Annotated in this window: 22 protein-coding genes; 5 read left to right on the forward strand and 17 right to left on the reverse strand. The window is 58.8% G+C overall.

The genetic code is table 11. The annotated features are described in order from the left end of the window. Positions 1 to 5: 5 nt before the first annotated feature. From mobB to ACR3EH_RS08430, 3 genes are read right to left on the reverse strand one after another with little or no spacing between them, the layout of a single operon-like run. The gene (gene mobB / locus ACR3EH_RS08420) at positions 6 to 497 is read right to left on the reverse strand and encodes a molybdopterin-guanine dinucleotide biosynthesis protein B (protein ID WP_171183905.1); all 492 of its coding nucleotides are present in this window, start codon (positions 495 to 497) and stop codon (positions 6 to 8) included. Further along, complete coding sequence (gene mobA, locus ACR3EH_RS08425; RefSeq protein ID WP_171675893.1) at positions 494 to 1,150, reverse strand: molybdenum cofactor guanylyltransferase MobA; 657 nt, start codon at positions 1,148 to 1,150, stop codon at positions 494 to 496. The genes mobB and mobA overlap by 4 nt, the downstream gene beginning before the upstream one ends. After that, positions 1,143 to 2,033 carry a formate dehydrogenase accessory sulfurtransferase FdhD gene (locus ACR3EH_RS08430; protein ID WP_171184239.1) on the reverse strand — a complete coding sequence of 297 codons (891 nt, stop codon included), beginning with the start codon at positions 2,031 to 2,033 and terminating at the stop codon, positions 1,143 to 1,145. Before ACR3EH_RS08430 ends, mobA begins: the two co-directional genes overlap by 8 nt. A 49-nt stretch (positions 2,034 to 2,082) precedes the next feature. On the opposite strand from ACR3EH_RS08430, the gene ACR3EH_RS08435 reads away from it, so the two are divergent. Then, on the forward strand, positions 2,083 to 2,796 hold the full coding sequence (locus ACR3EH_RS08435; protein WP_171675891.1) for an AzlC family ABC transporter permease: 714 nt from the start codon (positions 2,083 to 2,085) through the stop codon (positions 2,794 to 2,796). Then, complete coding sequence (locus ACR3EH_RS08440; protein WP_171183899.1) at positions 2,793 to 3,125, forward strand: AzlD domain-containing protein; 333 nt, start codon at positions 2,793 to 2,795, stop codon at positions 3,123 to 3,125. Before ACR3EH_RS08435 ends, ACR3EH_RS08440 begins: the two co-directional genes overlap by 4 nt. Here ACR3EH_RS08440 and ACR3EH_RS08445 read toward each other — a convergent pair. From ACR3EH_RS08445 to ACR3EH_RS08475, 7 genes are all read right to left on the reverse strand, one after another. Then, positions 3,114 to 3,746 (reverse strand): hypothetical protein, encoded by a 633-nt coding sequence (locus tag ACR3EH_RS08445; RefSeq protein WP_171183897.1) that lies wholly within the window; start codon positions 3,744 to 3,746, stop codon positions 3,114 to 3,116. The two genes, ACR3EH_RS08440 and ACR3EH_RS08445, sit on opposite strands and share 12 nt — an antisense overlap. Before the next feature lie 18 nt (positions 3,747 to 3,764). Continuing rightward, positions 3,765 to 3,899: an aa3-type cytochrome c oxidase subunit IV gene (locus ACR3EH_RS08450; protein WP_050604020.1), complete on the reverse strand. Its 135-nt coding sequence runs from the start codon at positions 3,897 to 3,899 to the stop codon at positions 3,765 to 3,767. Between the two features lie 89 nt (positions 3,900 to 3,988). Further along, positions 3,989 to 4,528 carry a hypothetical protein gene (locus ACR3EH_RS08455; protein ID WP_171183895.1) on the reverse strand — a complete coding sequence of 180 codons (540 nt, stop codon included), beginning with the start codon at positions 4,526 to 4,528 and terminating at the stop codon, positions 3,989 to 3,991. Then, the gene (locus ACR3EH_RS08460) at positions 4,515 to 6,299 is read right to left on the reverse strand and encodes a glycerophosphodiester phosphodiesterase (protein ID WP_171184238.1); all 1,785 of its coding nucleotides are present in this window, start codon (positions 6,297 to 6,299) and stop codon (positions 4,515 to 4,517) included. The genes ACR3EH_RS08455 and ACR3EH_RS08460 overlap by 14 nt, the downstream gene beginning before the upstream one ends. Positions 6,300 to 6,412: 113 nt before the next feature. After that, positions 6,413 to 6,865 (reverse strand): DUF6173 family protein, encoded by a 453-nt coding sequence (locus ACR3EH_RS08465; protein ID WP_171093764.1) that lies wholly within the window; start codon positions 6,863 to 6,865, stop codon positions 6,413 to 6,415. A gap of 6 nt (positions 6,866 to 6,871) precedes the next feature. Then, positions 6,872 to 7,918 carry an MBL fold metallo-hydrolase gene (locus ACR3EH_RS08470; protein WP_171183893.1) on the reverse strand — a complete coding sequence of 349 codons (1,047 nt, stop codon included), beginning with the start codon at positions 7,916 to 7,918 and terminating at the stop codon, positions 6,872 to 6,874. Continuing rightward, the gene (locus tag ACR3EH_RS08475) at positions 7,918 to 9,621 is read right to left on the reverse strand and encodes an acyl-CoA dehydrogenase (protein ID WP_171183890.1); all 1,704 of its coding nucleotides are present in this window, start codon (positions 9,619 to 9,621) and stop codon (positions 7,918 to 7,920) included. Before ACR3EH_RS08475 ends, ACR3EH_RS08470 begins: the two co-directional genes overlap by 1 nt. Positions 9,622 to 9,760: 139 nt before the next feature. Between ACR3EH_RS08475 and ACR3EH_RS08480 the strand changes: the two genes are divergently transcribed. Continuing rightward, positions 9,761 to 10,711 carry an L-threonylcarbamoyladenylate synthase gene (locus tag ACR3EH_RS08480; RefSeq protein WP_171647485.1) on the forward strand — a complete coding sequence of 317 codons (951 nt, stop codon included), beginning with the start codon at positions 9,761 to 9,763 and terminating at the stop codon, positions 10,709 to 10,711. Here ACR3EH_RS08480 and ACR3EH_RS08485 read toward each other — a convergent pair whose 3' ends face one another. Further along, positions 10,712 to 11,266 carry a YqgE/AlgH family protein gene (locus tag ACR3EH_RS08485; protein WP_171675889.1) on the reverse strand — a complete coding sequence of 185 codons (555 nt, stop codon included), beginning with the start codon at positions 11,264 to 11,266 and terminating at the stop codon, positions 10,712 to 10,714. It abuts the gene before it with no gap. Between the two features lie 150 nt (positions 11,267 to 11,416). Between ACR3EH_RS08485 and ACR3EH_RS08490 the strand changes: the two genes are divergently transcribed. Together ACR3EH_RS08490 and ACR3EH_RS08495 are read left to right on the forward strand one after the other, a co-directional pair. Further along, a complete protein-coding gene (locus ACR3EH_RS08490) occupies positions 11,417 to 12,223 on the forward strand; it encodes a protein-disulfide reductase DsbD domain-containing protein (RefSeq protein ID WP_371732007.1) in 807 nt (268 codons plus the stop codon). Positions 12,224 to 12,227: 4 nt separating this feature from the next. Continuing rightward, a complete protein-coding gene (locus ACR3EH_RS08495) occupies positions 12,228 to 12,647 on the forward strand; it encodes an NUDIX hydrolase (RefSeq protein WP_171647409.1) in 420 nt (139 codons plus the stop codon). Here the strand turns inward: ACR3EH_RS08495 and ACR3EH_RS08500 are convergent. From ACR3EH_RS08500 to ACR3EH_RS08525, 6 genes are all read right to left on the reverse strand, one after another. Next, on the reverse strand, positions 12,644 to 16,045 hold the full coding sequence (locus ACR3EH_RS08500; RefSeq protein WP_171647411.1) for an efflux RND transporter permease subunit: 3,402 nt from the start codon (positions 16,043 to 16,045) through the stop codon (positions 12,644 to 12,646). The two genes, ACR3EH_RS08495 and ACR3EH_RS08500, sit on opposite strands and share 4 nt — an antisense overlap. A 5-nt stretch (positions 16,046 to 16,050) precedes the next feature. After that, entirely contained in the window at positions 16,051 to 17,499 is a 1,449-nt protein-coding gene (locus ACR3EH_RS08505) for an efflux RND transporter periplasmic adaptor subunit (protein WP_171183883.1), read from the reverse strand. Positions 17,500 to 17,605: 106 nt separating this feature from the next. After that, a complete protein-coding gene (gene moaB, locus ACR3EH_RS08510) occupies positions 17,606 to 18,148 on the reverse strand; it encodes a molybdenum cofactor biosynthesis protein B (protein ID WP_171183881.1) in 543 nt (180 codons plus the stop codon). Between the two features lie 6 nt (positions 18,149 to 18,154). Continuing rightward, a complete protein-coding gene (locus tag ACR3EH_RS08515; protein WP_171183879.1) occupies positions 18,155 to 18,775 on the reverse strand; it encodes a LysE family translocator in 621 nt (206 codons plus the stop codon). After that, positions 18,772 to 19,371 (reverse strand): metallophosphoesterase family protein, encoded by a 600-nt coding sequence (locus ACR3EH_RS08520; RefSeq protein ID WP_171183877.1) that lies wholly within the window; start codon positions 19,369 to 19,371, stop codon positions 18,772 to 18,774. Before ACR3EH_RS08520 ends, ACR3EH_RS08515 begins: the two co-directional genes overlap by 4 nt. Continuing rightward, on the reverse strand, positions 19,368 to 20,135 hold the full coding sequence (locus tag ACR3EH_RS08525) for a uracil-DNA glycosylase (protein WP_171183876.1): 768 nt from the start codon (positions 20,133 to 20,135) through the stop codon (positions 19,368 to 19,370). The genes ACR3EH_RS08520 and ACR3EH_RS08525 overlap by 4 nt, the downstream gene beginning before the upstream one ends. Positions 20,136 to 20,138 lie beyond the last annotated feature (3 nt).

A 20,138-nucleotide genomic window follows, 5' to 3' on the forward strand; every position in this document is an offset into this window, starting at 1 on the left:
CAGGCTCACAAACCGACCTCTTTGAGGATGAAGTCGGCAATTCCGGCAGTGTCGTCCAAGTCGAAAACCGGGCGGTCCAGATCTAGCGGAGTGTCGCTGGCCACGGCCCGAATAGTCTTGTTCTTTGGGGCCATCAGCGCATGGCCCGCCTCAGCGCGGAAAGCTTCAACTTTTGGATGGTCTTCGCGCTTGAAACCTTCAATCAGCACCAGATCAACCGGTGAAAGCCGGGCCAAAAGATCGGCCAAAGGGGGCTCTGGCGTGCCGCGCAGCTCTTGCATCACGGCAATGCGCTGACCTGAGGCAAGCAGAACTTCACTGGCCCCTGCGACGCGGTGGCGGTGACTGTCGGTGCCGGGTTGATCCACATCGACACTGTGATGCGCATGTTTGACAGTCGACACAGTAACGCCCCGGCCTGTGATCTCGGCCACCAGCCGTTCCATCAGTCCGGTTTTGCCAGCATTCTTCCAGCCGGTGACGCCAAAGACCCTCATGCCTGCTCCAACAATGTTCGGGCGCGATCCAGATCTGCCGGCGTGTTGACGTTGAAGAACGGGTCAAACGGGTCGGCGTCGAACAAAGCCTCTCGCCCATCATGTTTATCGGTCCACAGCACCACCTTGCGCAGCCCGTCCGTCAGCGCCACCCGCAGATCGTCGCGCAGCGCGACAGGCCAGAGGCCAAAGGTTGGATGCCGGTTAACCCGCTTGCCACCGCCGGATTTCAGCGCCTCGTCCCCGGTGCGCGGGGTTGTGGCCAGAACCAGAGGGTGTACTTGCCCCGCTGCTGCATCTTGCAGCCGCACCACTAAATCGCGTGGGAAGAACGGCGTGTCAGAAGCAGCGGTCACAATGCTGTCCGCGCCTTGCTCTGCCGCCCAGTCGAGCCCGGCCAAAACCCCGGCCAAAGGCCCCGCAAACCCTTCGATTGTGTCAGGAAGCACAGGCAGGTTCAGATCGGAAAACCGCTCGGGGTCGCCGTTGGCGTTCAGAGCCAGCCCACTGACCTGTGGGGACAAACGGTCAATCACATGTGAGAGCAAGCTTTGCCCATTGATCTGCAACAGGCCCTTGTCACCGCCGCCCATCCGGGTCGCCAGCCCGCCTGCGAGGATGACGCCCAAAGGCTTTTCTTCCACGTCACTCATTGGCACTCTTCCGACGATGCTTCTTGTCTTCGACCGCAACGGTTGACGGATCCACGTCGCGCAGCAGGCGGTCCTCGCCCGACAGGCAGACAAAGCGCTGTCCGCGCATCCGGCCAATCAGGGTCAGCCCAACCTCGCGCGCGATCTCGACGCCCCAAGCGGTGAAACCCGAACGAGACGCTAATACAGGGATACCCATCATAGCTGTTTTGATCACCATCTCGGATGTCAGGCGACCTGTAGTGTAAAGGATCTTGTCCGCCGCACCCTCGCCTTCGGACAACATCCAACCCGCGATCTTGTCGACGGCGTTGTGGCGGCCCACATCCTCCATGTAGACCAGCGGGCGGTTTTCATTACACAGGACCGTGCCGTGAATTGCCCCCGCCTCAAGATACAGCGACGGCGTGCGGTTGATTTTAGAGGCCAGATCGTAGAGCCATGAGGTTCGCACCTGAACCTGCGGTAACTGCACGTCCTCAAGCCCCTCCATCATGTCGCCAAACACCGTTCCGACGGCGCAGCCGCTGGTCCGGGTCTTTTTCTTCAGCTTGTCTTCGTATGATGTCTCGCGCGCTGTTCGCACAACAACGGTCTCAAGCTCGTCGTCATACTCCACACGGGTAATCTGATCATCCGTAAGCAGCATCCCCTGATTGCGCAGGAAGCCCAGCGCCAGATATTCGGGATAGTCACCAATCGTCATAGCCGTCACGATTTCCTGAGAATTGAGGAAGATCGTCAACGGGCGTTCCTCGACCACCGAGATCTGGCTGACCTCGCCGTTCTGGTCCACACCCACAACCGCACGGGTCAGGCGAGCGGCGCCGGGATCGGGCGCGATAAGATAGTCTGACAGGTCGAGTTCCGTGGCCAATTGCAACCCCTTCTCAAGACAGTTACTGCTGCATGCGTCACCATAGGATTTAGCCATGGCCACTGCCACATCCAAGTCGTACTTCTGGAAAGGTTTTCGAGACGGGACGCCCTTTGTCTTTGTCGCCGTCCCCTTTGGTCTGTTGTTCGGCGTTTTCGCGGCCGAAGCCGGGTTGGATATTGTTCAAACCATCGCCTTTTCGGCGACGGTGTTTGCCGGAGCCGCCCAGTTCACGGCGCTGCAACTTTTACAGGATCAAACTCCAACAATAATCGTGTTGATCTCGGCGCTGGCCGTGAACCTGAGGGTCGCGATGTATTCCGCGTCGCTCACGCCCTATCTGGGTGCGACCCCCCTGTGGCAGCGCGCCTGTGCCGCCTATCTGATCGTTGATCAGTCTTATGCCTGTTCGATTGTGCGGTTCGAGAAAGAGCCTGACCTGACAATCCCCCAGCGCATGGCATATTTTTTCGGCTCGGTTACACCGATCACGCCGCTTTGGATCTTGGCGACCATCATCGGCGCTGTCCTTGGCGCGCAAATCCCGGAAAGTTGGGCGCTGGATTTTGCTCTGCCGATTACTTTTCTGGCCATGGTCGGTCCGATGATGCGCACCCTGGCACATGTAATTGCGGCCCTGGTCGCCATAGTCGTCGCGCTGCTGACAGTGGGTGTGCCGTACAATCTGGGTCTGTTGATTGCCGGGATGGCCGGGATGATGGCCGGTGCACAAGCCGAACTGATGCTGGAACGGAGGTCGCCGTCATGACCCAGATCGACCCGACCACCATGTGGATCATTATTGTGGGCCTGGCGGTGGGCAGTTACGCGCTGCGATTTACCTTTATCGGGCTTGTGGGCGATCGCCCGATGCCGCCCTGGCTGCTGCGTCACCTGCGCTATACGGCCGTCGCCATTCTTCCCGCCCTGATAGCGCCTCTGGTCGTTTGGCCCTCGGCCACCGAAGGTCAACCGGACCTGCCCCGCATGTCAGCGGCAGCCGTTGCATTGGTTGTGGGGGTGATCAGCAAAAACGTTCTGGCGGCCATCTTTTCGGGGGCCGCCACGCTGTATGGATTGCTGTATCTACTGACTTGAATCCGCGTCTATCTGGTTGAGAAGCGCATTGTTCGCAGCCAACCCTTTTTGCAGATCGGCATCGTCATTTTCACGGTACTCTTGCGTTACGACACCTGGAATTTGACCGAACTGATCCGACAGTTTCACAGGGTAGAAGGTGACTTCGATCTGTTCGAACCCCGGCACCTGCTTCAACAACTGCGCGGTTGAATTGGTACAAAACGCCCCGGCAACCGGGCCGGATTGTTTGGCCAGTTGCAGGGCAATTTCAGCCTGCTGCGGGGTCACCTGAATTGTCTGAATGCGGGCATAGTGCGTCTCGCGGGCGTGTGAGCTGCGATAAGCTCGCTCGACCGCCGGGGTAATGCCATAAAGAACGTCGTCCTTTATCGGAACCACGTCCGCACGAAACGAACCGGCTGGATCAAAGATCACCCGTTCGCTGCCCGAAATCATCAAGGATGTATGCGCACCCGAACCAGTGCGCGTGTTGATCATCGTGTACAGTGTCAGCGTCGATGGACCCTGCGCGCTGTAGGATCGCGCAACAATTTCTGCTCGATCCGCTTGCGGGCGATTCGAGCTTGCGCAGCCAGCCACAGTTGCTGCCAGAAGGCAGGCGATCAAAACCCTGAACAACGTTGCCACCCGAAATGCTTAGGAGGCGAAAACCGCCAGGAACAGACACAGGAAAGCAATCGCAACCACACACCATGTGGTGGCCTTGATGAAACCGTTGAAAGTTTTGGTTTGGACGGTGATGTCCATTTCGCCGTGCTTGTGTTCAGCCATGAGTCTCAGAATCCCAGTTCGCGTGTTTGATCTGTTGGATAATAGAAAACCAAACGCCTGTCACCACGTCATTCGCGCGCAGGGTATGCTTACCTGAGGATCGAACACCCCGGATACCCAAACCCCCACCGCCACGGCAGGCCACTGCATGGCCCACCGCCAAATCGCACGGCACCATACATCGCATCCGCTGTAATCGCGTGCACGTCGCGAATCTGCTTGGGCGTCATGTCGTAACGGTCGGCGTAATCTTCAGCATAGCGATTTCCGTGTTCCACCACACAAGCATGCAAGGCATCATCCGCTGCAAGACGCGCATCATAGCTTTCCTGTGCCGTCACCGCGCCGCCCGCGTTGTGGTAGGCTTGGTCATGGGTCACGCAACAGTATTCCCACGGTGGGTGCTCTTCATACAGTTCACCAACTTGCGGAAATTGCTTGGCTACCCAGCGCCAACTGGCCGACAGTCCGCCCGAACAGCCATCTGTTTCAAAAGCAATCAATGCGGCGTCCAAGCTTTGATCCACCAGCGCGCGGTGCGACGGCATCTCAAAACTGCGCATCAAATCCTGAGACAAGGCAGGCAGAGGCAGCAATGATACGAACAATGCTAAATTAAGGGCTTTCATCGCGCATTGCCTCAGTATCGACCTGCAATCCAAACGTTGTTGCTAGCCACAGCAACAACCGCTCACCCGGCCCCATTTCAGCGCGCACGCGCAAGACCTCGTTGGCCATTGCAGGGCGGTCGGTGATTAACCCGTCCACACCCATCGAGGCCATTTTGGACATCTGCAACGGATCATTCACCGTCCAGACGTAAATATCCTTGCCCGCATCCTGCACCTTGCGGATCAAACCCGGTGTCACCATCCCTGCATTGACCGCGACGAATTCGCCTTCCAGGCCCGACAGGTCCCCAACGGCAGTGGCCGCCAACACGCCGGACCGCCAGTCGGGGCGCAACTTTTTCATCTTTTGCACCGCCGGATACTTCAGGGACATGGTGGCAATGTCGTCCTGCATCCCCAGTTCTTCCACCAGATTGATCACCCGATTTTCCAGATCGACATCGTGACCATAGTATTTCAGCTCAATCAGGACCTTGGACTTGCCCTTGGCCGCTTCCAAAACCTCGCGCAGGGTCGGCGTGCGTTCCGAGGCATATTCCGGCCCGAACCAGCTGCCAATATCGATGTCGGCCACGTCCTCCATAGTGGCGTCCCAGACCTTCAGGTTGACGCCTGCCAGCTTCATGAAATCGCTGTCATGGGCCACGATGACCACATCATCGGCCGTTTCCTGCACGTCAATCTCGACCCAATCCGCGCCATCCTCGATCGCCTTCAACACCGCAGCCATGGTGTTTTCAGGCCGAATTGCCGCCGCACCCCGGTGGCCGATCACCTCGGCGTGATCCGGAGCCTGCACACGTGCCAGCAGGCCCTGCCCGAACCAAAGGCCAATACCCAATGCGGCCAGCGCCGCTGCGACGGTTAAAAATACGGGCGCGCGGATTTTCCTGGGTTCAGGGTGAGCAACTTCCTTGGCCTCTGAGTCAAAAAAACCATCCAGCAAAACGGCAAGTGCGCCCAACGCAGTCGCCGCCAGAACCAACCCCGCCAAAGACCAAAGCCCTGCGATGATGAGACTGAAGATCAGCGCAAGCCTTAGGCTGCCGCCTTCCTGTATCGGCACCAGCGCAAACAAAAGGCTGGCCACCCCTGCGATCAAAGCCGCAATGACAAGCCGCGTCGCCAGCCACAGGGCAAGTTCGATCTTTAATCGCCCACGCTGGCCTTCCATCCTCTGCTCGCTTTGCGAGAAAGCCACTCGTGGCGACGCATCTTCAAACAGCACCAGATGCAGGGCCAGTGCCCAACCGGATAGACGTCGGATCAAAACCCAAGCCAGCGCCAGAACCACCAATCCAATCAGGACCACCGCCACCTGAAAGGCGGGCGGATGGAAAGTCAGGTAGTAGTTGATGTCATATTCCGTCAGCGTCCACCACGCGATCAGCCCCGCGGCGGCCACAAATGGCAGGGCAAGCAACAGCACGCGCAAAATAAACCGAACCGCAAACCCAAACAGCGCCGGAAAGCGGGACAGGTTCAGCGCCAGCGCCGCGCTGCCCGCGCGCCAAGGGTCGCTTTCGCCCATGCGCAAAGACCCGGCCATGACCGAGAACACAAAGACTTCGGCCAGCAAAAACAGGCTGAGAACCGCGATGCCCGCGATAAACCCTGCCGGAGACAACAGGAACATTGCAATGTCTTGATCCGTCAGCGCCGTCTGATCCGACAGCGAAACCGCCAAGTTGACCGCCACCGCGACACCTGGCGCGATCAGCGCCACCAGCAGCAGACGCACAGCAATATAAATCGGGACAAAGACCATACGCCGGGCCCAGGCCCCGGCATAGGCATGTGAAACGGCTTGAAAAAATCTGCTCACGCGGCGGCCTCCGAAATGATGCACTCATTCAAAGGCGCGCAAGCGTGAATTGCAAGTCAGCTGTCTTCCAGATCAGCAGCCAGACGGAATCCGATACGGTTGGCGGGCTTATCTTCGACCGATTTGGGCAACGCGCGCAGCATCACGTTCAACTGGCTGACATGCTGCACCAATTGCGTGCGGGCCCCTGCCCCGTCCGAGCCATAGAACGTGATCATATCGGGGTCGAAATATCCCATACCTTCGATCCGCATCACGCCAGCATCCCCACCGGTAAAGCCCATTGCGACCTCGTGGTCGCCATCCAGTGTTTTTTCAAAGTTCTGGATATACATGATCAGTCGCTCATAAGCCCATTGCGCGGGGCTTTTGTTTTCCACCGGCTTGTTCAAAGGCTCAGGAAGGGTTTTGGTACCGGATTCGGCTTTTGGATCGGCATGAACCTCGTGGCAGCGCGGCAAAGCGGCGGCTTCGGCAGCCTCGGCCGAGGTTTCAATCTGGTCCTGCATTCTTTTCTACCCTTTGCGCTGATACAGCCAAGCCCCGTCAGCACGCTGCGTTCGGGTCACAGCGTCAATGTGATAGAGATGGTTCATATGTGCAACCGCCTCGACCAGCGCGAGCCCATATTCACCGTCGCGGATTGTGCGTTTGAATAGCGGCAGAAAACAATCGGCGGCGGATTTCGGTTCGTCCAGATGGTCCAGCAAACGCTCCAACGCGCTGTGGTGGTTGTCGATCAGCTGTTTCATGCGCAACGGCAGACCGGTAAAGGGCAGTTTGTGACCCCCCAGAACAAGATGATCCGGCCGGGCCAGCGTCTGAAGTCGCTCGCACGCCTCCATCCAAGCTGAAACCGGGTCGGCCATGGGCTCGGTTGCATAGACACCCAGATTGGGGCTGATCGAGCTGAGGATCTGATCGCCACTAAGAACCAGATTGTCATCGCGACTCCAGAACGTGGCATGTTCCGGGGCGTGGCCATTGCCCATATGCACATCCCAATCGCGCCCGCCCATGCGGATCACGTCGCCCTGCTGTATGCGCGTAAAGCCCAGCGGCATGGGATAGACGGTGTCGGCAAAATTGAATGGGCGATCCTGCATTCTTGCGTTCAGCACTTCGGGTGACATGCCAGCACTGCGATAGAAATCAAGCGTCTCCTGCGGCCATGTCTCTTGCACATCCAACGTCAGCATCCGAGCAAACAACCATGACGTTCTGCTGGTCACCAGCTCAGCCCCGTGTTCCGACTGAAGCCACCCGGCGTTGCCCACGTGATCGGGGTGATGATGCGTGACAACCACGCGTTTTATCGGTTTGCCCGACAACGGGCCATCCATCAGGGTCTGCCAGATGCGCCGTGTCTTGTTCGATGACAGGCCAGTGTCAATTACCGTCCAGCCATCACCATCGTCCAGAGCATAGATATTGACGTGATCCAGAGCCATTGGCAGCGGCAAGCGCATCCAAAGAACCCCCTCGGCAATCTGGATAGCCTCGCCCGGTGCGGGCGGTTCGGCCCACGGATTTCTGATTCCCAATACGCGATCCCCGTCCATCAGGCTGCCAACTCGTCCACGCTCAGCGCAAAAAGATCATCCGCCCCACCCTGAGCACGGGCCAAAAGACCAGAATGCTCGGGAAGCAAAGCGTTGATATAGTATCGCGCCAACTTGGCCCGTGGTCCATCAGGGTCAGCCAGAGCTGCGGTCAGGTGGTAATGCCCGCCCAGCACGCGGGCAAAAGCCTGCAAATACGCCGCCGCACCTGCAAAGCGGTCGTTCATATTGTTCTGCGCCACAAGCCATTCGGTCGCCTCGCGCAGTGTTTCAGTGGCCTCCCAGACCGGACCGGCCAAATCGGGCATAGTGGCGCGGGCGCGCTCGGCCTGATCCTCAATCTCGTCCAGAAGGTTCGACGCCGCCTCGCCCCCATCCATCATCTTGCGTGCGACAAGATCCATCGCCTGAATTCCGTTTGTACCTTCGTAAATCGCAGTCACCCGGACATCGCGATAGAACTGCGCGGCCCCGGTTTCTTCGATATACCCCATGCCGCCATGCACCTGAACACCGGTTTCGGCCACGCGTATGCCTGTTTGCGTTCCAAACGCTTTGCCAATCGGCGTCAACAGGGCCGCGCGCGCAACCCAGTCTGCGTCTCCGGTGGCCTCGGCCATGTCTATCGCGGCAGCATTGGACACCAAAATGGCACGCGCCGCGAAAACATCAGCCCGCATGTCCATCAGCATGCGACGCACATCCGCATGGTCGGTGATTGCACCTGAAGGCGTTTTGCCCTGCTTGCGATCCTGCGCATAAGCCAGCGCATGTTGATAAGCGCCTTCCGCAACGCCGACGCCCTGTCCGCCCACGCCCAGACGCGCGTTGTTCATCATGGTGAACATTGCGGCCATGCCACCATGCTCTTGTCCAACAAGCCAGCCTTTGGCTCCATCATACTGCATCACACAGGTGGGTGAGCCGTGCAGGCCCATTTTGTGCTCCAGAGATACCACATGCAGGTCATTGGCTGCGCCAGGGTTCCCGTTTGCATCCGGCAGGTGCTTTGGCACCAAGAACAGGGATATTCCTTTTGTGCCGGGCACACCATCCGGCAAACGGGCCAGCACCAGGTGGCAGATATTCCCGGCAAAGTCGTTGTCACCCCACGAGATGTAAATCTTTTGTCCTGTGATCGCATACGTCCCATCACCGTTCGGCTCAGCCTTGGTGGTCAATGCGCCCACATCCGAACCAGCCTGTGGTTCGGTCAAGTTCATTGTTCCCGACCACTCACCCGACATCAATTTGGGCAAATAAAGGGCCTTAAGGTCTTCACTGGCGTGATGTTCCAGCGCCTCAATCTGGCCCTGGCTCATCAACGGCGCGACCTGCAAGGACAGGCACGCTGCGCTCATCATCTCGTTCACCGCTGTTGCGATCGTTATCGGCAAGCCCATTCCACCGTGTTCGGGATCACCGCTCATGCCAATCCACCCCCCCTCGGCGATCGCCTTCCAGCCCGCTGCAAATCCCTCGGGGCTTTTGACCACGCCGTTTTCAAGACGCGCAGGATCCAGATCACCAGTGCGCTGCAACGGGGCCATAACCTCTTCACACATCTTTCCGGCTTCGGTCAGGATTGCGCTCACCACATCGACGCTGGCCTCGGCGAATTTTTCGGTCGCAGCGATCTGGTCGAACCCGACCACATGGTCCAGCAGAAACTGATAGTCTGAGATTGGGGCGCGATAGGGCATGACAACTCTCGAACGTCTAGAGGATCAGAATACTTCGACGGGCTTGGAATCAGGGACAAGCGCCGGTAAGCGTATGGGTCTTGATCGATTACCTACTGTTCCTCATGTTTCAGGCAACCAAAACGCGGCGTCACCAGATATGATCTCATCCGGCACTCAGGAACTGACGGCTGATCCCGACGGCATCGCGCGGGCGGCAGATTTGTTGCGTCAGGGCCTTCTTGTCGCCCTGCCCACCGAAACGGTTTATGGGCTAGGCGGAGACGCCAGAAACGGAGAGGCCGTCGCGTCGATTTACGAAGCCAAGGGGCGGCCCAGCTTCAACCCGCTGATCGCCCATGTCGCCTCGGCCAGCGCGGCGCAAAGGTTTGTGCAATGGTCCGATCAGGCCGAACAACTGGCGCGCGCCTTCTGGCCCGGTCCGCTTACTCTGGTTTTACCGCTGCGCGACGGGCACGGAATATCCTCGCTTGTGACGGCCGGTTTGGACACGATGGCGGTTCGGGTGCCTGCGCATCCCACCGCGCGCGCCTTGTTGACAGCATTCGACGGGCCGATTGCGGCACCTTCGGCAAACCCGTCAGGGCAGATCAGCCCCACAACAGCAGATCACGTGTGGTCGGGTCTGGGCGGCAGGATCGCCGCAATTCTGGACGCCGGGCCGTGCGGCGTTGGCGTGGAATCCACAATCGTCGGCCTGGCCGGACAGCCCACATTACTACGACCCGGCGGCGTCGCGCTGGAACAGATCGAACAGGAACTGGGGGTACATCTGCACCTGCATCAATCCGGTGATCTGCTCACCGCTCCGGGACAGCTGCAATCACATTACGCGCCGGACGTGCCAGTCCGCCTGAATGCCGGATCGCGTCAGGGGGATGAGGTCTTGCTGGGTTTTGGCCCGGTGGATTGTGATTTGAACCTGTCCGTGGACGGCAACCTGACTGAGGCCGCCGCAAACCTTTTTGCCTGCTTGCATGAATTGAACAAGACTGGCCGACCAATCGCCGTTTCTCTGATCCCTGATAGTGGATTGGGCGCAGCTATCAACGACCGGCTGCGACGCGCGGCAGCGCCACGCGACAGTTGATCAAGCGCGGCCAGCGCTGGCGGACAACGTTAAAGGATCCACGCCCAAGGTTGCCAGCGCGGCCTCCCATTTTTCATCATCCGGCACGTCGAAGACCAGCTTGGAAGCGGCTTCAGTGGTCAGCCAGCCATTCATCGCGATTTCATCTTCAAGCTGACCTGGACCCCAGCCGGAATAACCCAGTGCCAACATCGAATTCAGCGGCCCGACGCCATAGGCAAGGTCTTCCAGCACATCCAGCGTCGCGGTCATGCTGAACTCTTCCGAGATCTGCATCGAATGCAAGTTTGCTTCATAGTCCGCGCTGTGCAGAACAAAGCCGCGCGACATCTCGACAGGGCCGCCAAAATGAACCAGCCGTTCGCCAACAACCGGAATACGGCACGCAATGTTCAATTGGCCCAGCAAGGTCTTGATGCGCAGGTCCGAGGGTTTGTTGATGATCAGCCCCATGGCACCGTCATCGCCGTGGCTGCACATGTAAACAACCGAATGTTCGAATCGCGGGTCGCCCATACCGGGCATCGCAATCAACAGTTTTCCGGTCAGATCCATGGGACGTCATCTCTTTCTCGACTCTGTCAACAATGGCCCCGCCACCCCTGTGTTTGCAAGAGAACAACGGGTAATTCGACAGATTTCATTGCAGTGACCGGATCGTGACTTGGAATCCGGCCCCAGCCCGCGCATGTATGAGGGATGAAGATGTCGATCAAATCCACAGCCGCCGTTGCGTTTGCTTGCCTGACCCTGTCCTCTGCTGCCACCGCACAGAGTTTGGGCGGTGTGGTGAAACTGGATATTCTGGACGGCGGTCGAACCTCAAACGGCACGTATCTGAGCGCCCTGAGGCTAACCCTCAAAGACGGCTGGAAAACCTATTGGCGGGCGCCCGGTGATGCTGGCATCCCGCCCCAGTTCGACTGGAAACGCTCAAGCAACGTTGGACATGTGGACATCACCTGGCCCGCGCCCGAGATTTTTGACCAGAATGGCTTGCAGTCGATCGGCTATGAAAACCAGCTGATCCTGCCGATTGAAATTACACCGCGAAACCCTGCCAAACCCGTCCGCCTGCAAGGTGAGATGGATCTGGGCGTTTGCAAGGATGTGTGTATCCCGGAACGTTTGGGCTTTGACCACACACTGGACTCAGAAGCAGGCCGCAATCCGGCCATTACTGCGGCTCTGGCGCAACGTCCCTACTCGGCGCAGGAAGCCCGTGTCAGCAAGGCCACGTGTAATCTCACGCCAACTCAAGACGGAATACAAATCGAAGCTCGGGTGACGATGCCGTCTGCGGGGGGCCGCGAAGTCGCCGTGATCGAGCCCGGGAACCCGGTTCTCTGGGCATCGCAACCGGTCTCGCAGCGCGAGGGCGATACGCTGGTGGCGCAGGCTGAAATCATCAACGCGTCTGGTGCACCTTTCGCGCTGGACCGGTCTGAAATCCGGATCACCGTTCTGGGCACCAAGCACGCGGTCGACATTCTGGGCTGCAGCGCGGGCTGACCTTGTGATCCAAACTCCAAAAATCGGCGCTTTGGCGGTTGTTCTGCATCAGGATCAGGTGCTTCTGGTACAGCGCAGCAAACAGCCGGATGCCGGGTTGTGGGGCTTTCCGGGTGGGCATGTGGAATGGGGTGAGACCGTTCTGCAAGCAGCACAGCGCGAGCTGCGCGAGGAAACCTCGGTGATTGCAGAGCCGTCACACTATCTCAAGAATCTGGATCTTCTGCGGCACGATCCCAATGGACAGGTCCTGTCCCACTACCTTCTGGTTGGTGTCGCCTGCACGTACCTCTCTGGCGCGCCCGAAGCCGGCGACGACGCACTGGATGCACGTTGGTTTCCGATCGAACAAATACGCGAAGGCGACCTGCCGATGAGCGCGCGGGTTGCCGATCTGATGGAAATCGCTCTGCGTGAAGGTTAGGTTCCCGCTGAACGGGTGAACCGACCATAGAACAACGCAGACATTACCATGCTCAGCACCAGAATAGGCAGGGCTCCGGCAAGGAACGCGCCCAGCCCCATCTGCAAAACCGGGATACCGTCTGCGTCAGCATAAAGGCTCTGGAAAATACCTATCGGCGCACCGGTAACTGTTGGCCAGATCATCGTCAGAAAAAACCAAACCGCCAAAGCGGCTCCTGTCGCCATCAAAGCGCCCCGAACCACCCGGTCTGGCGCGCGAAACGCGCGGCGCATGGCGGTCATCGGGCGTGCAACATCGTTGAGGATCGCCAGCAGGGCAGGCACGAGGATCAGAACCAGAAGCATTCCAAACCCAAGCCCATAGACCAAGGTGATCACGGTCGGCTTCAGGAATTGCGCCTGTTGCGAGCCCTCATAGAGCAGCGGCGCAAGCCCAAGAACCGTTGTCAGTGTGGTCAACATAACGGGTCTCAGCCTGTCGGCCGTGCCCTCGACAATCGACGGCACCAGACCGCGATCCTGCTGATACCCATCTATCGTGGTCACAAGCACAATCGAGTCGTTGATAATGATCCCGGTCATTCCCAGCAATCCGACCACCGTGAACATACTGAGCGGAACATCCCAGATGTAATGCCCCCAGATCGCCCCAACGAGGCCAAAGGGGATAATCGCCATAACCACCAACGGCCTCGACCAGCTTGCAAACACCCAGGCCAGCACAAGGTAGATCCCGGTCAGACACAGGATCAACCCGGTGCGCGCTTCGGCAAGGAATTCGTTCTCCTGCTCGCTCAGACCCGACATACGCCATTCGACCTGACGTTCTGCGGCGATGTTTGGTAGTATCTCATCCTGCATCATGCGTTCTATTTCAGCCGCACGCGCCGGGTCGTCCTCGGAAATATCTCCCGTAACCGAAACGACCCGAATGCCGTTTTCGCGCCGCACAATCGAAAAACTTGAATTTCGCTCAACGGAAACGATGTCGGCCAGCGGCACATAAACCCCATCCGGTGAACGCATCAGAGTACGTTCAAGGAAATCTGCCGTCAGCTCGCCCTCGGGCAATTCAACCCGAATTTCGGTGCTGCGCGGGCCATCGGGGAATGTGGCGGCCTCGACCCCAGTCAGGCGGTTGCGCAATGCGCGGCCCAGTGTTTCGATCCTAAAGCCCAGGGCCTGCCCCTGTGCCGTCAGGTCCAGAAGGAACTCTTCCTTGTCATAGGCCAGAGTGTCTTCCAGCGCCGAAACCTCGGAGAACTTCGACAATGCGGTCTTCAGATCTTCTGACGCCGCCTTCAGGACATTCACATCCGATCCATAAAATTGCACATCAATGGCATCGCCGCCGGGGCCGGACCTCCAGCCCCGGAAAGTCAACACTTCGACATTCGGGTGCCGTGGCACGAAGTCCTGCAATTCGCCCACAAATTCAAAACTGGAGTAGGGCCGCAGGTCTGCATCAATCAATTCGATCGAAATGCCACCCAGCACGCTGCCGTCTTTTCCGTCTGCCGCCGCAAGACCACGGCCAGCGGTGCCCCCGACCTCGGCCAGAACAAATTCAATCGGATTCTGGCCATAGCGCTCTTCATAAATCTGGCCCAGCTCGTCGGTGGCGTCCTGCAGAATGCGCATCATTTCCAGCGTATCCGACCGGGTCGAGCCTTCGCGCATGATGAACCCGCCACTGACTGAGCTACGTTCAGGCGCGTTGAAGAAACGCCAGTTCACATCGCCACGGATGAACAGGGCAACCTGACTGGCCAAAATCGCGATCATCAAAGCCACAACAACGTATCGCGCCCAGATTACCCAGGCGATCAACGGACGGAACAGGTGGTCCCGCACCCAGCGGAAGCCCCGGTTCACAACACGGTTCGGTAGATCGTACCAGTGTTCCTTGGCGGAATGCGCAATCGCGTGCGCCATATGGTTGGGCAGAATAAGAAAGCATTCAATCAGCGACGCGATCAGAACCGCAATCACCGTGAACGGAATATCGCGGATCAGCTCTCCGAACCGACCACCCACCAGAGTCAGACCAAAGAACGCAATCACTGTCGTGACGGTCGCTGCCAGAACAGGCATCGCCATGCGCCGGGCTGCGCGTTCAGCGGCCACCACAGGCGGCTCGCCCAGACGACGGGCCCGGAAATCGGCGTGTTCGCCCACCACAATGGCGTCATCCACCACGATACCAAGGGTAATGATCAGGCCAAACAATGACACCATGTTCAGCGACAACCCGCCAAGATACATCAGCGCAATGGCAGCCGACATGGCCACCGGGATACCCGCTGCAACCCAGAAAGCGATGCGTGCATTCAGGAACAGGAACAACAGGCAAACCACAAGGCCCAAACCCATCAGCCCATTGTCGACAAGGATGTTCAGCCGGTCGGTGATGGCCTGAGCACGGGTGCGGATCAACTCGATCTTTACGCCTTCGGGCACACTGGCCTGCATCTCGCGGGCGACATCTTCAACCGTGTGCTGGATTTCGATGGCATCGCCCTGGTTTGACCGGTCAACCCGGATCGACATGGCAGGGTGATCACCGACAAAATAGCTGCGGTCGCGCGTTACCCCCTCGACCCTAACGCGAGCTATGTCGCCAACCCGCAGCTTCGACCCATCGTCATTGGTCCGCAGTGCAATGGCTTCGATCTGCTCAGGTTTTCGCTTTTCGGTCCCGGCCCGAATGCGCGCACCAGCGCGTTCCACTTCCCCTGCAGGGTCCGTATTAACTTCGGCCCCGATGGCCGAGGCGATTTCGGCCATTGTGATGTCATTTGCAATCAACTGCGCCGTTGTCACCTCGACAATAATCTGCGGTGCAGCAATACCTCGGATGCTGGTGCGGGTGACACCGGCCGCGAACAGGCGGTTGATCAGCTCATCGGTCAGTTTGGCAAGTTGCGTCGTGTCAGTTGGGCCACTGATGATCAGATCCGTCACCCTGTCACGCCAGACACCACGCTGGATTTTAGGTTCTTCGGCGTCTTCAGGCAGGTCCGAGACGCCGTCCACCGCAGTTCTGACATCTTCGACCGCGCGGGATACATCCCAGTTTGGTTCAAACTCAAGTCTGATCCGCGTCCAACCGGGGTAAGAGTTGGCCTCCGTACTTGTTACGCCTTCCACTGCCAAAAGCGCAGGTTCCAGAAGCTGGACAATCCCCGCATCCATATCTTCGGGTCCACCATCCTCCCACGAGACGGTGACATCGACGCGTTCCAAGACCACGTCGGGAAAGAACTGCGCCCGCATGTTGGGAATGGCCGCCGCACCCAGAACCAGCATGACCAGCAACAGAAGATTGGCAACGGTCCGATGGCGGGTGAAGTAACTGAGAATGCCGCCCGCTGCCCCGGGTATCTCGCGCATCATGGCGCTCAGCCTCCGGCCTTGGTTTCAAGACGACGTATCAGAGCGGCCGGCACGCGCGCTTCCTGCAATTGGCCCAGAAGCTGCGATTTCTCGTCCTGCGGCATTGTCTCGCTGGCCTCGATTTGCGCCACAAGCGCGGCCCGTTTCGAAGGGCTTAACTCAACCATGTCCGGGTCTGCACCGGCCTCAACACGCAACGGTCGCACCCGCACGCCGGAGCCCAGCAGAGGCGTGCGTCCAATGACAACTTCGCGCCCCTCAAGCCCATCGCCGCGCAGCAGGACTTCATCCGCTTGCCTGCGGACCAACTGCACCGGCAGGCTTTCCAACCGGTCATCCGCGCCCAAGACCAGAACCGTGCCCGACGCATCCAGCGCTGACGACGGCAGACGATAGACATTTGAAACCGGCTGCTCTTGGACCGAAACAGTAACAAAGTCGCCAGGCTTGAAACCCGACGCCTCTTGCAGACGGGCATAGATCAAGCGCCCGGTCTGGCCTTCTCCGGCGGAACCGCTGTCGCGACTGACCTGACCCGCAGCAGTCAGATCAGCGCCGGTGACTTCCAGCGACACTGTAACAGGGGCGTTGATCAGTCTGTCGTTTTCATCCAACAGACGAACGTATTGTGCCGTCGACACCCGGAACGCCACTTCTAGGGCGTTGGGATCAACCAGTTCTGCCAGCTTTTCATTGGCCGACACCAGCCGTCCTTCTACCAGTGTCACGTCGGTCAGTGTGCCGCCAAAGCCCGCCCGAATGGTCATGTCTTCCAGGTCGCGCTCTGCCGCTTCCAACGCGATCACCGCGCGGGCTTGCAAAGTCGTAGCCTGATCAACACGGGATTCTGCCTGCGCCAGCGCGATGCGGCGGGCCAGAACCGCCTGCTGCGCTGAAGTCGCTGCCAGCTCAGCCTCTTCCACACTCGCTGCGGCACCGACACCGCGGGATTGCAGGTCGCGTTGACGTTGCAACGCCCGTTCACGCAGGTCCGCCTGCGCCTCGGCTGACTTCAACTCGTCCTGCGCCAGTAGCAACGAGCGTTCGGCATCGCGTTCTTCAAACTGAGCATCCAAAAGATCGGATTTGGCCCGATCCAGTGCTGATTGCGCATCCGCCGGGTCAAGTTCAACCAGAACCTCGCCCGCCGAAACCGAACCGCCATCCTCAAAATCTTCGGCCAGCGCAACTACGCGTCCGCCCAGCGCCGCACGCAATTCCAACCTGCGACGGCTTTGGACTTCTCCGAAAGCTTCAAGATAGGGGGTGACGGTTTCCGCCTCGGCTCGAAGAACCGACACCGCAAAAACCCTTTCGCGCGCGGGTGGCGCGGCGTCGTCACGTGTCAGAACATCCTGCACCGCGCCTACAATGATCTGCGCGGCAACAAACAGCAAAGCCAGCGTCAGAAACGCCAGAAAAATACCGACAAGACTTTGCCGCAAAAATCGCATCAGTCAGTTACCCCGGTTGCACCACGCTGCCGTCCCCAACATGTAGCTGGATCACGAATTATGCCAAGCCACAAAGCGGTTACACGGATTTGAACGTATGACCAGTCTACTTCCGTCGCAGGTGTTCGTCCAATCTGGGCATTATTTCCACAAAATTGCAGGGGCGATGCCGATAATCGAACTGTTTTTCGAGTATCCCGTCCCACGCATCCTTGCAGGCGCCGGGGCTGCCGGGCAGTGCGAACAGATACGTGCCACCGGCAACCCCACCCGTTGCACGGGACTGCACCGCCGAGGTGCCGATTTTCTCCATCGAGATAATGGTGAACACGGTGCCGAACGCGTCGATCTCTTTCTCATAGACGTCACGATGCGCCTCGACGGTCAGGTCGCGCCCGGTCAGACCTGTGCCCCCGGTCGAGATCACGACGTCAATCTGATCGTCCGCCACCCAGGCACGCAGTTGATCGGCAATCTGATCACGTTCGTCGCGAATGATCTTGCGATCAGCCACCACGTGGCCCGCTTTTTCGATCCGGTCCACCAGAGTCTGACCCGAGCGATCTTCGTCCATCGACCGTGTATCCGACACGGTCAGGACAGCAATTTTGACCGGAATGAACTCTTTGTTGTCGTCAATGCGTGACATCTTGGGTCAGACCCTTTCCATAATGGCAAGCCGGATGGCAAGCGCGGCAAAAATACCACCTGTAATCCAGCCAATAATGCGAGAGGCGCGTGGGTTGCCGACCAGCACCCGACCCGCGCCGCCTGCGAATATGCCCACCAGCCCGTTCACCACAAACCCTCCGACCGCCATGATCACACCAAAGGTCAGAAACTGAAGCAGAACAGAGCCTGTGGCGGGGTCCACAAACTGCGGGATGAAGGCCAGCACAAACAGGATGACCTTAGGGTTGGTCAAGTTGACCAGCATCCCATCCCGAAATGCCAGATGCGTTGGACGGACCGGCGCGTCTTCGGTGATCGCACCGTTACGGATCGCGCCCCATGCCAGATAGAGCAGATATGTCACGCCAATCCAACGGATGACGTCGAACAGCCACGGCATCGCCGCGACCGCAGCGCCCAGACCAAGACCAGCAAACAGGACATGAACCATGGACCCTACAGACACCCCGGCACTTGCCGAGACTGAAGGCCATGCGCCCGACCGAAGACCCTGGCCGAAGCAGAACATCATATCGGAACCGGGCGTCAGGTTCAGTGCCAAGGCGGCTGGAATAAAAACCAGTAAAGTCTGAAGTTCGATCACACAGACACCTCAAACCAATTCGGCTTTGGACCCAGATTGGCCAATTGCGTTCGGCCCAGCGTTCCGCGATAGCCCCAACTTTCGTGTACATGTCCAAAGACCGTATGACCTGGCTGAAGCCGCTCTATGGCATCGCGCACTGCCGTCGACCCAACCGACAGACCTTGCGACGTCTGATCCCCATAACCTTTGGGCGGAGAATGCACGATCAGGACATCAGCCGCATCGCACCGGTCGAGCATCTCAGTCGCCGCACCTTCAGTCAGGTCGCAGGACCAGTCGCCAAACGGTGTCGGCGGCACGCCATATCCCAATCCAAACAGACGAAGCCCGTCGAGTGTCATACCTGTCCCGTGCAAAACATGAACGCCTTCCGGCGCGGCATCGCCTAGTTCTTCTGCACTTTCTGCATTTCCTGGAATCAACACCAGCGGGGCAGAAATACCCGCAAGCATCTGCATCGCCTCATCCAGACCCTGACGCATGTTGCAATAATCACCCGCGCCAATGACCAAATCCGCGTCAACACTCGCCGCTACCAGATCCGCGGCGCGATTGCGCGCCATATGCAAATCGGAAAAGGCCAGAACCTTCATGTTGCGCCTCGCAGCCGCGCTTTCAATTCCAGCAGATCAGCCCAAGCCTGCCGTTTCATCTGCGGCTGACGCAACAGATAGGCCGGGTGGAACATCGGGATCACCGGCAAATCCATCGCCTGATCCCAATTGCCGCGCAAACGAGTGATACCCCGTTTTCCCAGCACTGCCTGACAGCTGATATTGCCCATCACCACCAGAACTTCGGGCTTGGCCAACGCAACGTGACGCTCAAGGAAAGGCTTCATCATCCCGATTTCTTCGGGCTTGGGATCGCGGTTCTGCGGAGGCCGCCACGGCAGTACGTTGGTGATGTAGACGTTCTCGCGGCGATCCAGATCGATTGCCGCCAGCATCCGGTCCAGCAACTGACCGGCGCGACCGACAAAGGGCTTGCCTTCACGGTCTTCATCGCGGCCGGGGGCTTCGCCGATGATCATCACCTTTGCGCCGGGCGTGCCGTCGGCAAAAACCAACTGCCGCGCCCCTCGCTTAAGTTCGCAATGATCAAAAGCCTCCATCACTGTCCGCAACTGATCCAGAGACCCTGCCCCCTGCGCTGCAGCCTGCGCTACGGCAACCGGATCAGCCTGTTTAGGTTTCGCCTGGGGCGTGGAGGTTGCTTCAGCCTTCTTAGGCTTGGGCGACGTATCCGGCAACGCATACCGATCAACCGGCACATCCCCGATTGCCTCGGTCGCGCCCAGTTCAATCTGCCATTCCAGCAGCGCCCGTGCAGAGTAGTAGTCCAAGCCCGATTCCATACG

It is taken from the genome of Ruegeria sp. BG7 (assembly GCF_056535685.1).

Bases quoted from the DNA above. Each gene is read 5' to 3' on its own strand.
- mobB (WP_171183905.1), bottom strand. From the start codon at position 497: ATGAGGGTCTTTGGCGTCACCGGCTGGAAGAATGCTGGCAAAACCGGA.
- mobA (WP_171675893.1), bottom strand. From the start codon at position 1,150: ATGAGTGACGTGGAAGAAAAGCCTTTGGGCGTCATCCTCGCAGGCGGG.
- ACR3EH_RS08435 (WP_171675891.1), top strand. From the start codon at position 2,083: ATGGCCACTGCCACATCCAAGTCGTACTTCTGGAAAGGTTTTCGAGAC.
- ACR3EH_RS08440 (WP_171183899.1), top strand. From the start codon at position 2,793: ATGACCCAGATCGACCCGACCACCATGTGGATCATTATTGTGGGCCTG.
- ACR3EH_RS08450 (WP_050604020.1), bottom strand. From the start codon at position 3,899: ATGGCTGAACACAAGCACGGCGAAATGGACATCACCGTCCAAACCAAA.
- ACR3EH_RS08455 (WP_171183895.1), bottom strand. From the start codon at position 4,528: ATGAAAGCCCTTAATTTAGCATTGTTCGTATCATTGCTGCCTCTGCCT.
- ACR3EH_RS08460 (WP_171184238.1), bottom strand. From the start codon at position 6,299: ATGGTCTTTGTCCCGATTTATATTGCTGTGCGTCTGCTGCTGGTGGCG.
- ACR3EH_RS08465 (WP_171093764.1), bottom strand. From the start codon at position 6,865: ATGCAGGACCAGATTGAAACCTCGGCCGAGGCTGCCGAAGCCGCCGCT.
- ACR3EH_RS08470 (WP_171183893.1), bottom strand. From the start codon at position 7,918: ATGGACGGGGATCGCGTATTGGGAATCAGAAATCCGTGGGCCGAACCG.
- ACR3EH_RS08475 (WP_171183890.1), bottom strand. From the start codon at position 9,621: ATGCCCTATCGCGCCCCAATCTCAGACTATCAGTTTCTGCTGGACCAT.
- ACR3EH_RS08480 (WP_171647485.1), top strand. From the start codon at position 9,761: ATGATCTCATCCGGCACTCAGGAACTGACGGCTGATCCCGACGGCATC.
- ACR3EH_RS08485 (WP_171675889.1), bottom strand. From the start codon at position 11,266: ATGGATCTGACCGGAAAACTGTTGATTGCGATGCCCGGTATGGGCGAC.
- ACR3EH_RS08490 (WP_371732007.1), top strand. From the start codon at position 11,417: ATGTCGATCAAATCCACAGCCGCCGTTGCGTTTGCTTGCCTGACCCTG.
- ACR3EH_RS08500 (WP_171647411.1), bottom strand. From the start codon at position 16,045: ATGATGCGCGAGATACCCGGGGCAGCGGGCGGCATTCTCAGTTACTTC.
- ACR3EH_RS08505 (WP_171183883.1), bottom strand. From the start codon at position 17,499: ATGCGATTTTTGCGGCAAAGTCTTGTCGGTATTTTTCTGGCGTTTCTG.
- moaB (WP_171183881.1), bottom strand. From the start codon at position 18,148: ATGTCACGCATTGACGACAACAAAGAGTTCATTCCGGTCAAAATTGCT.
- ACR3EH_RS08520 (WP_171183877.1), bottom strand. From the start codon at position 19,371: ATGAAGGTTCTGGCCTTTTCCGATTTGCATATGGCGCGCAATCGCGCC.
- ACR3EH_RS08525 (WP_171183876.1), bottom strand. From the start codon at position 20,135: ATGGAATCGGGCTTGGACTACTACTCTGCACGGGCGCTGCTGGAATGG.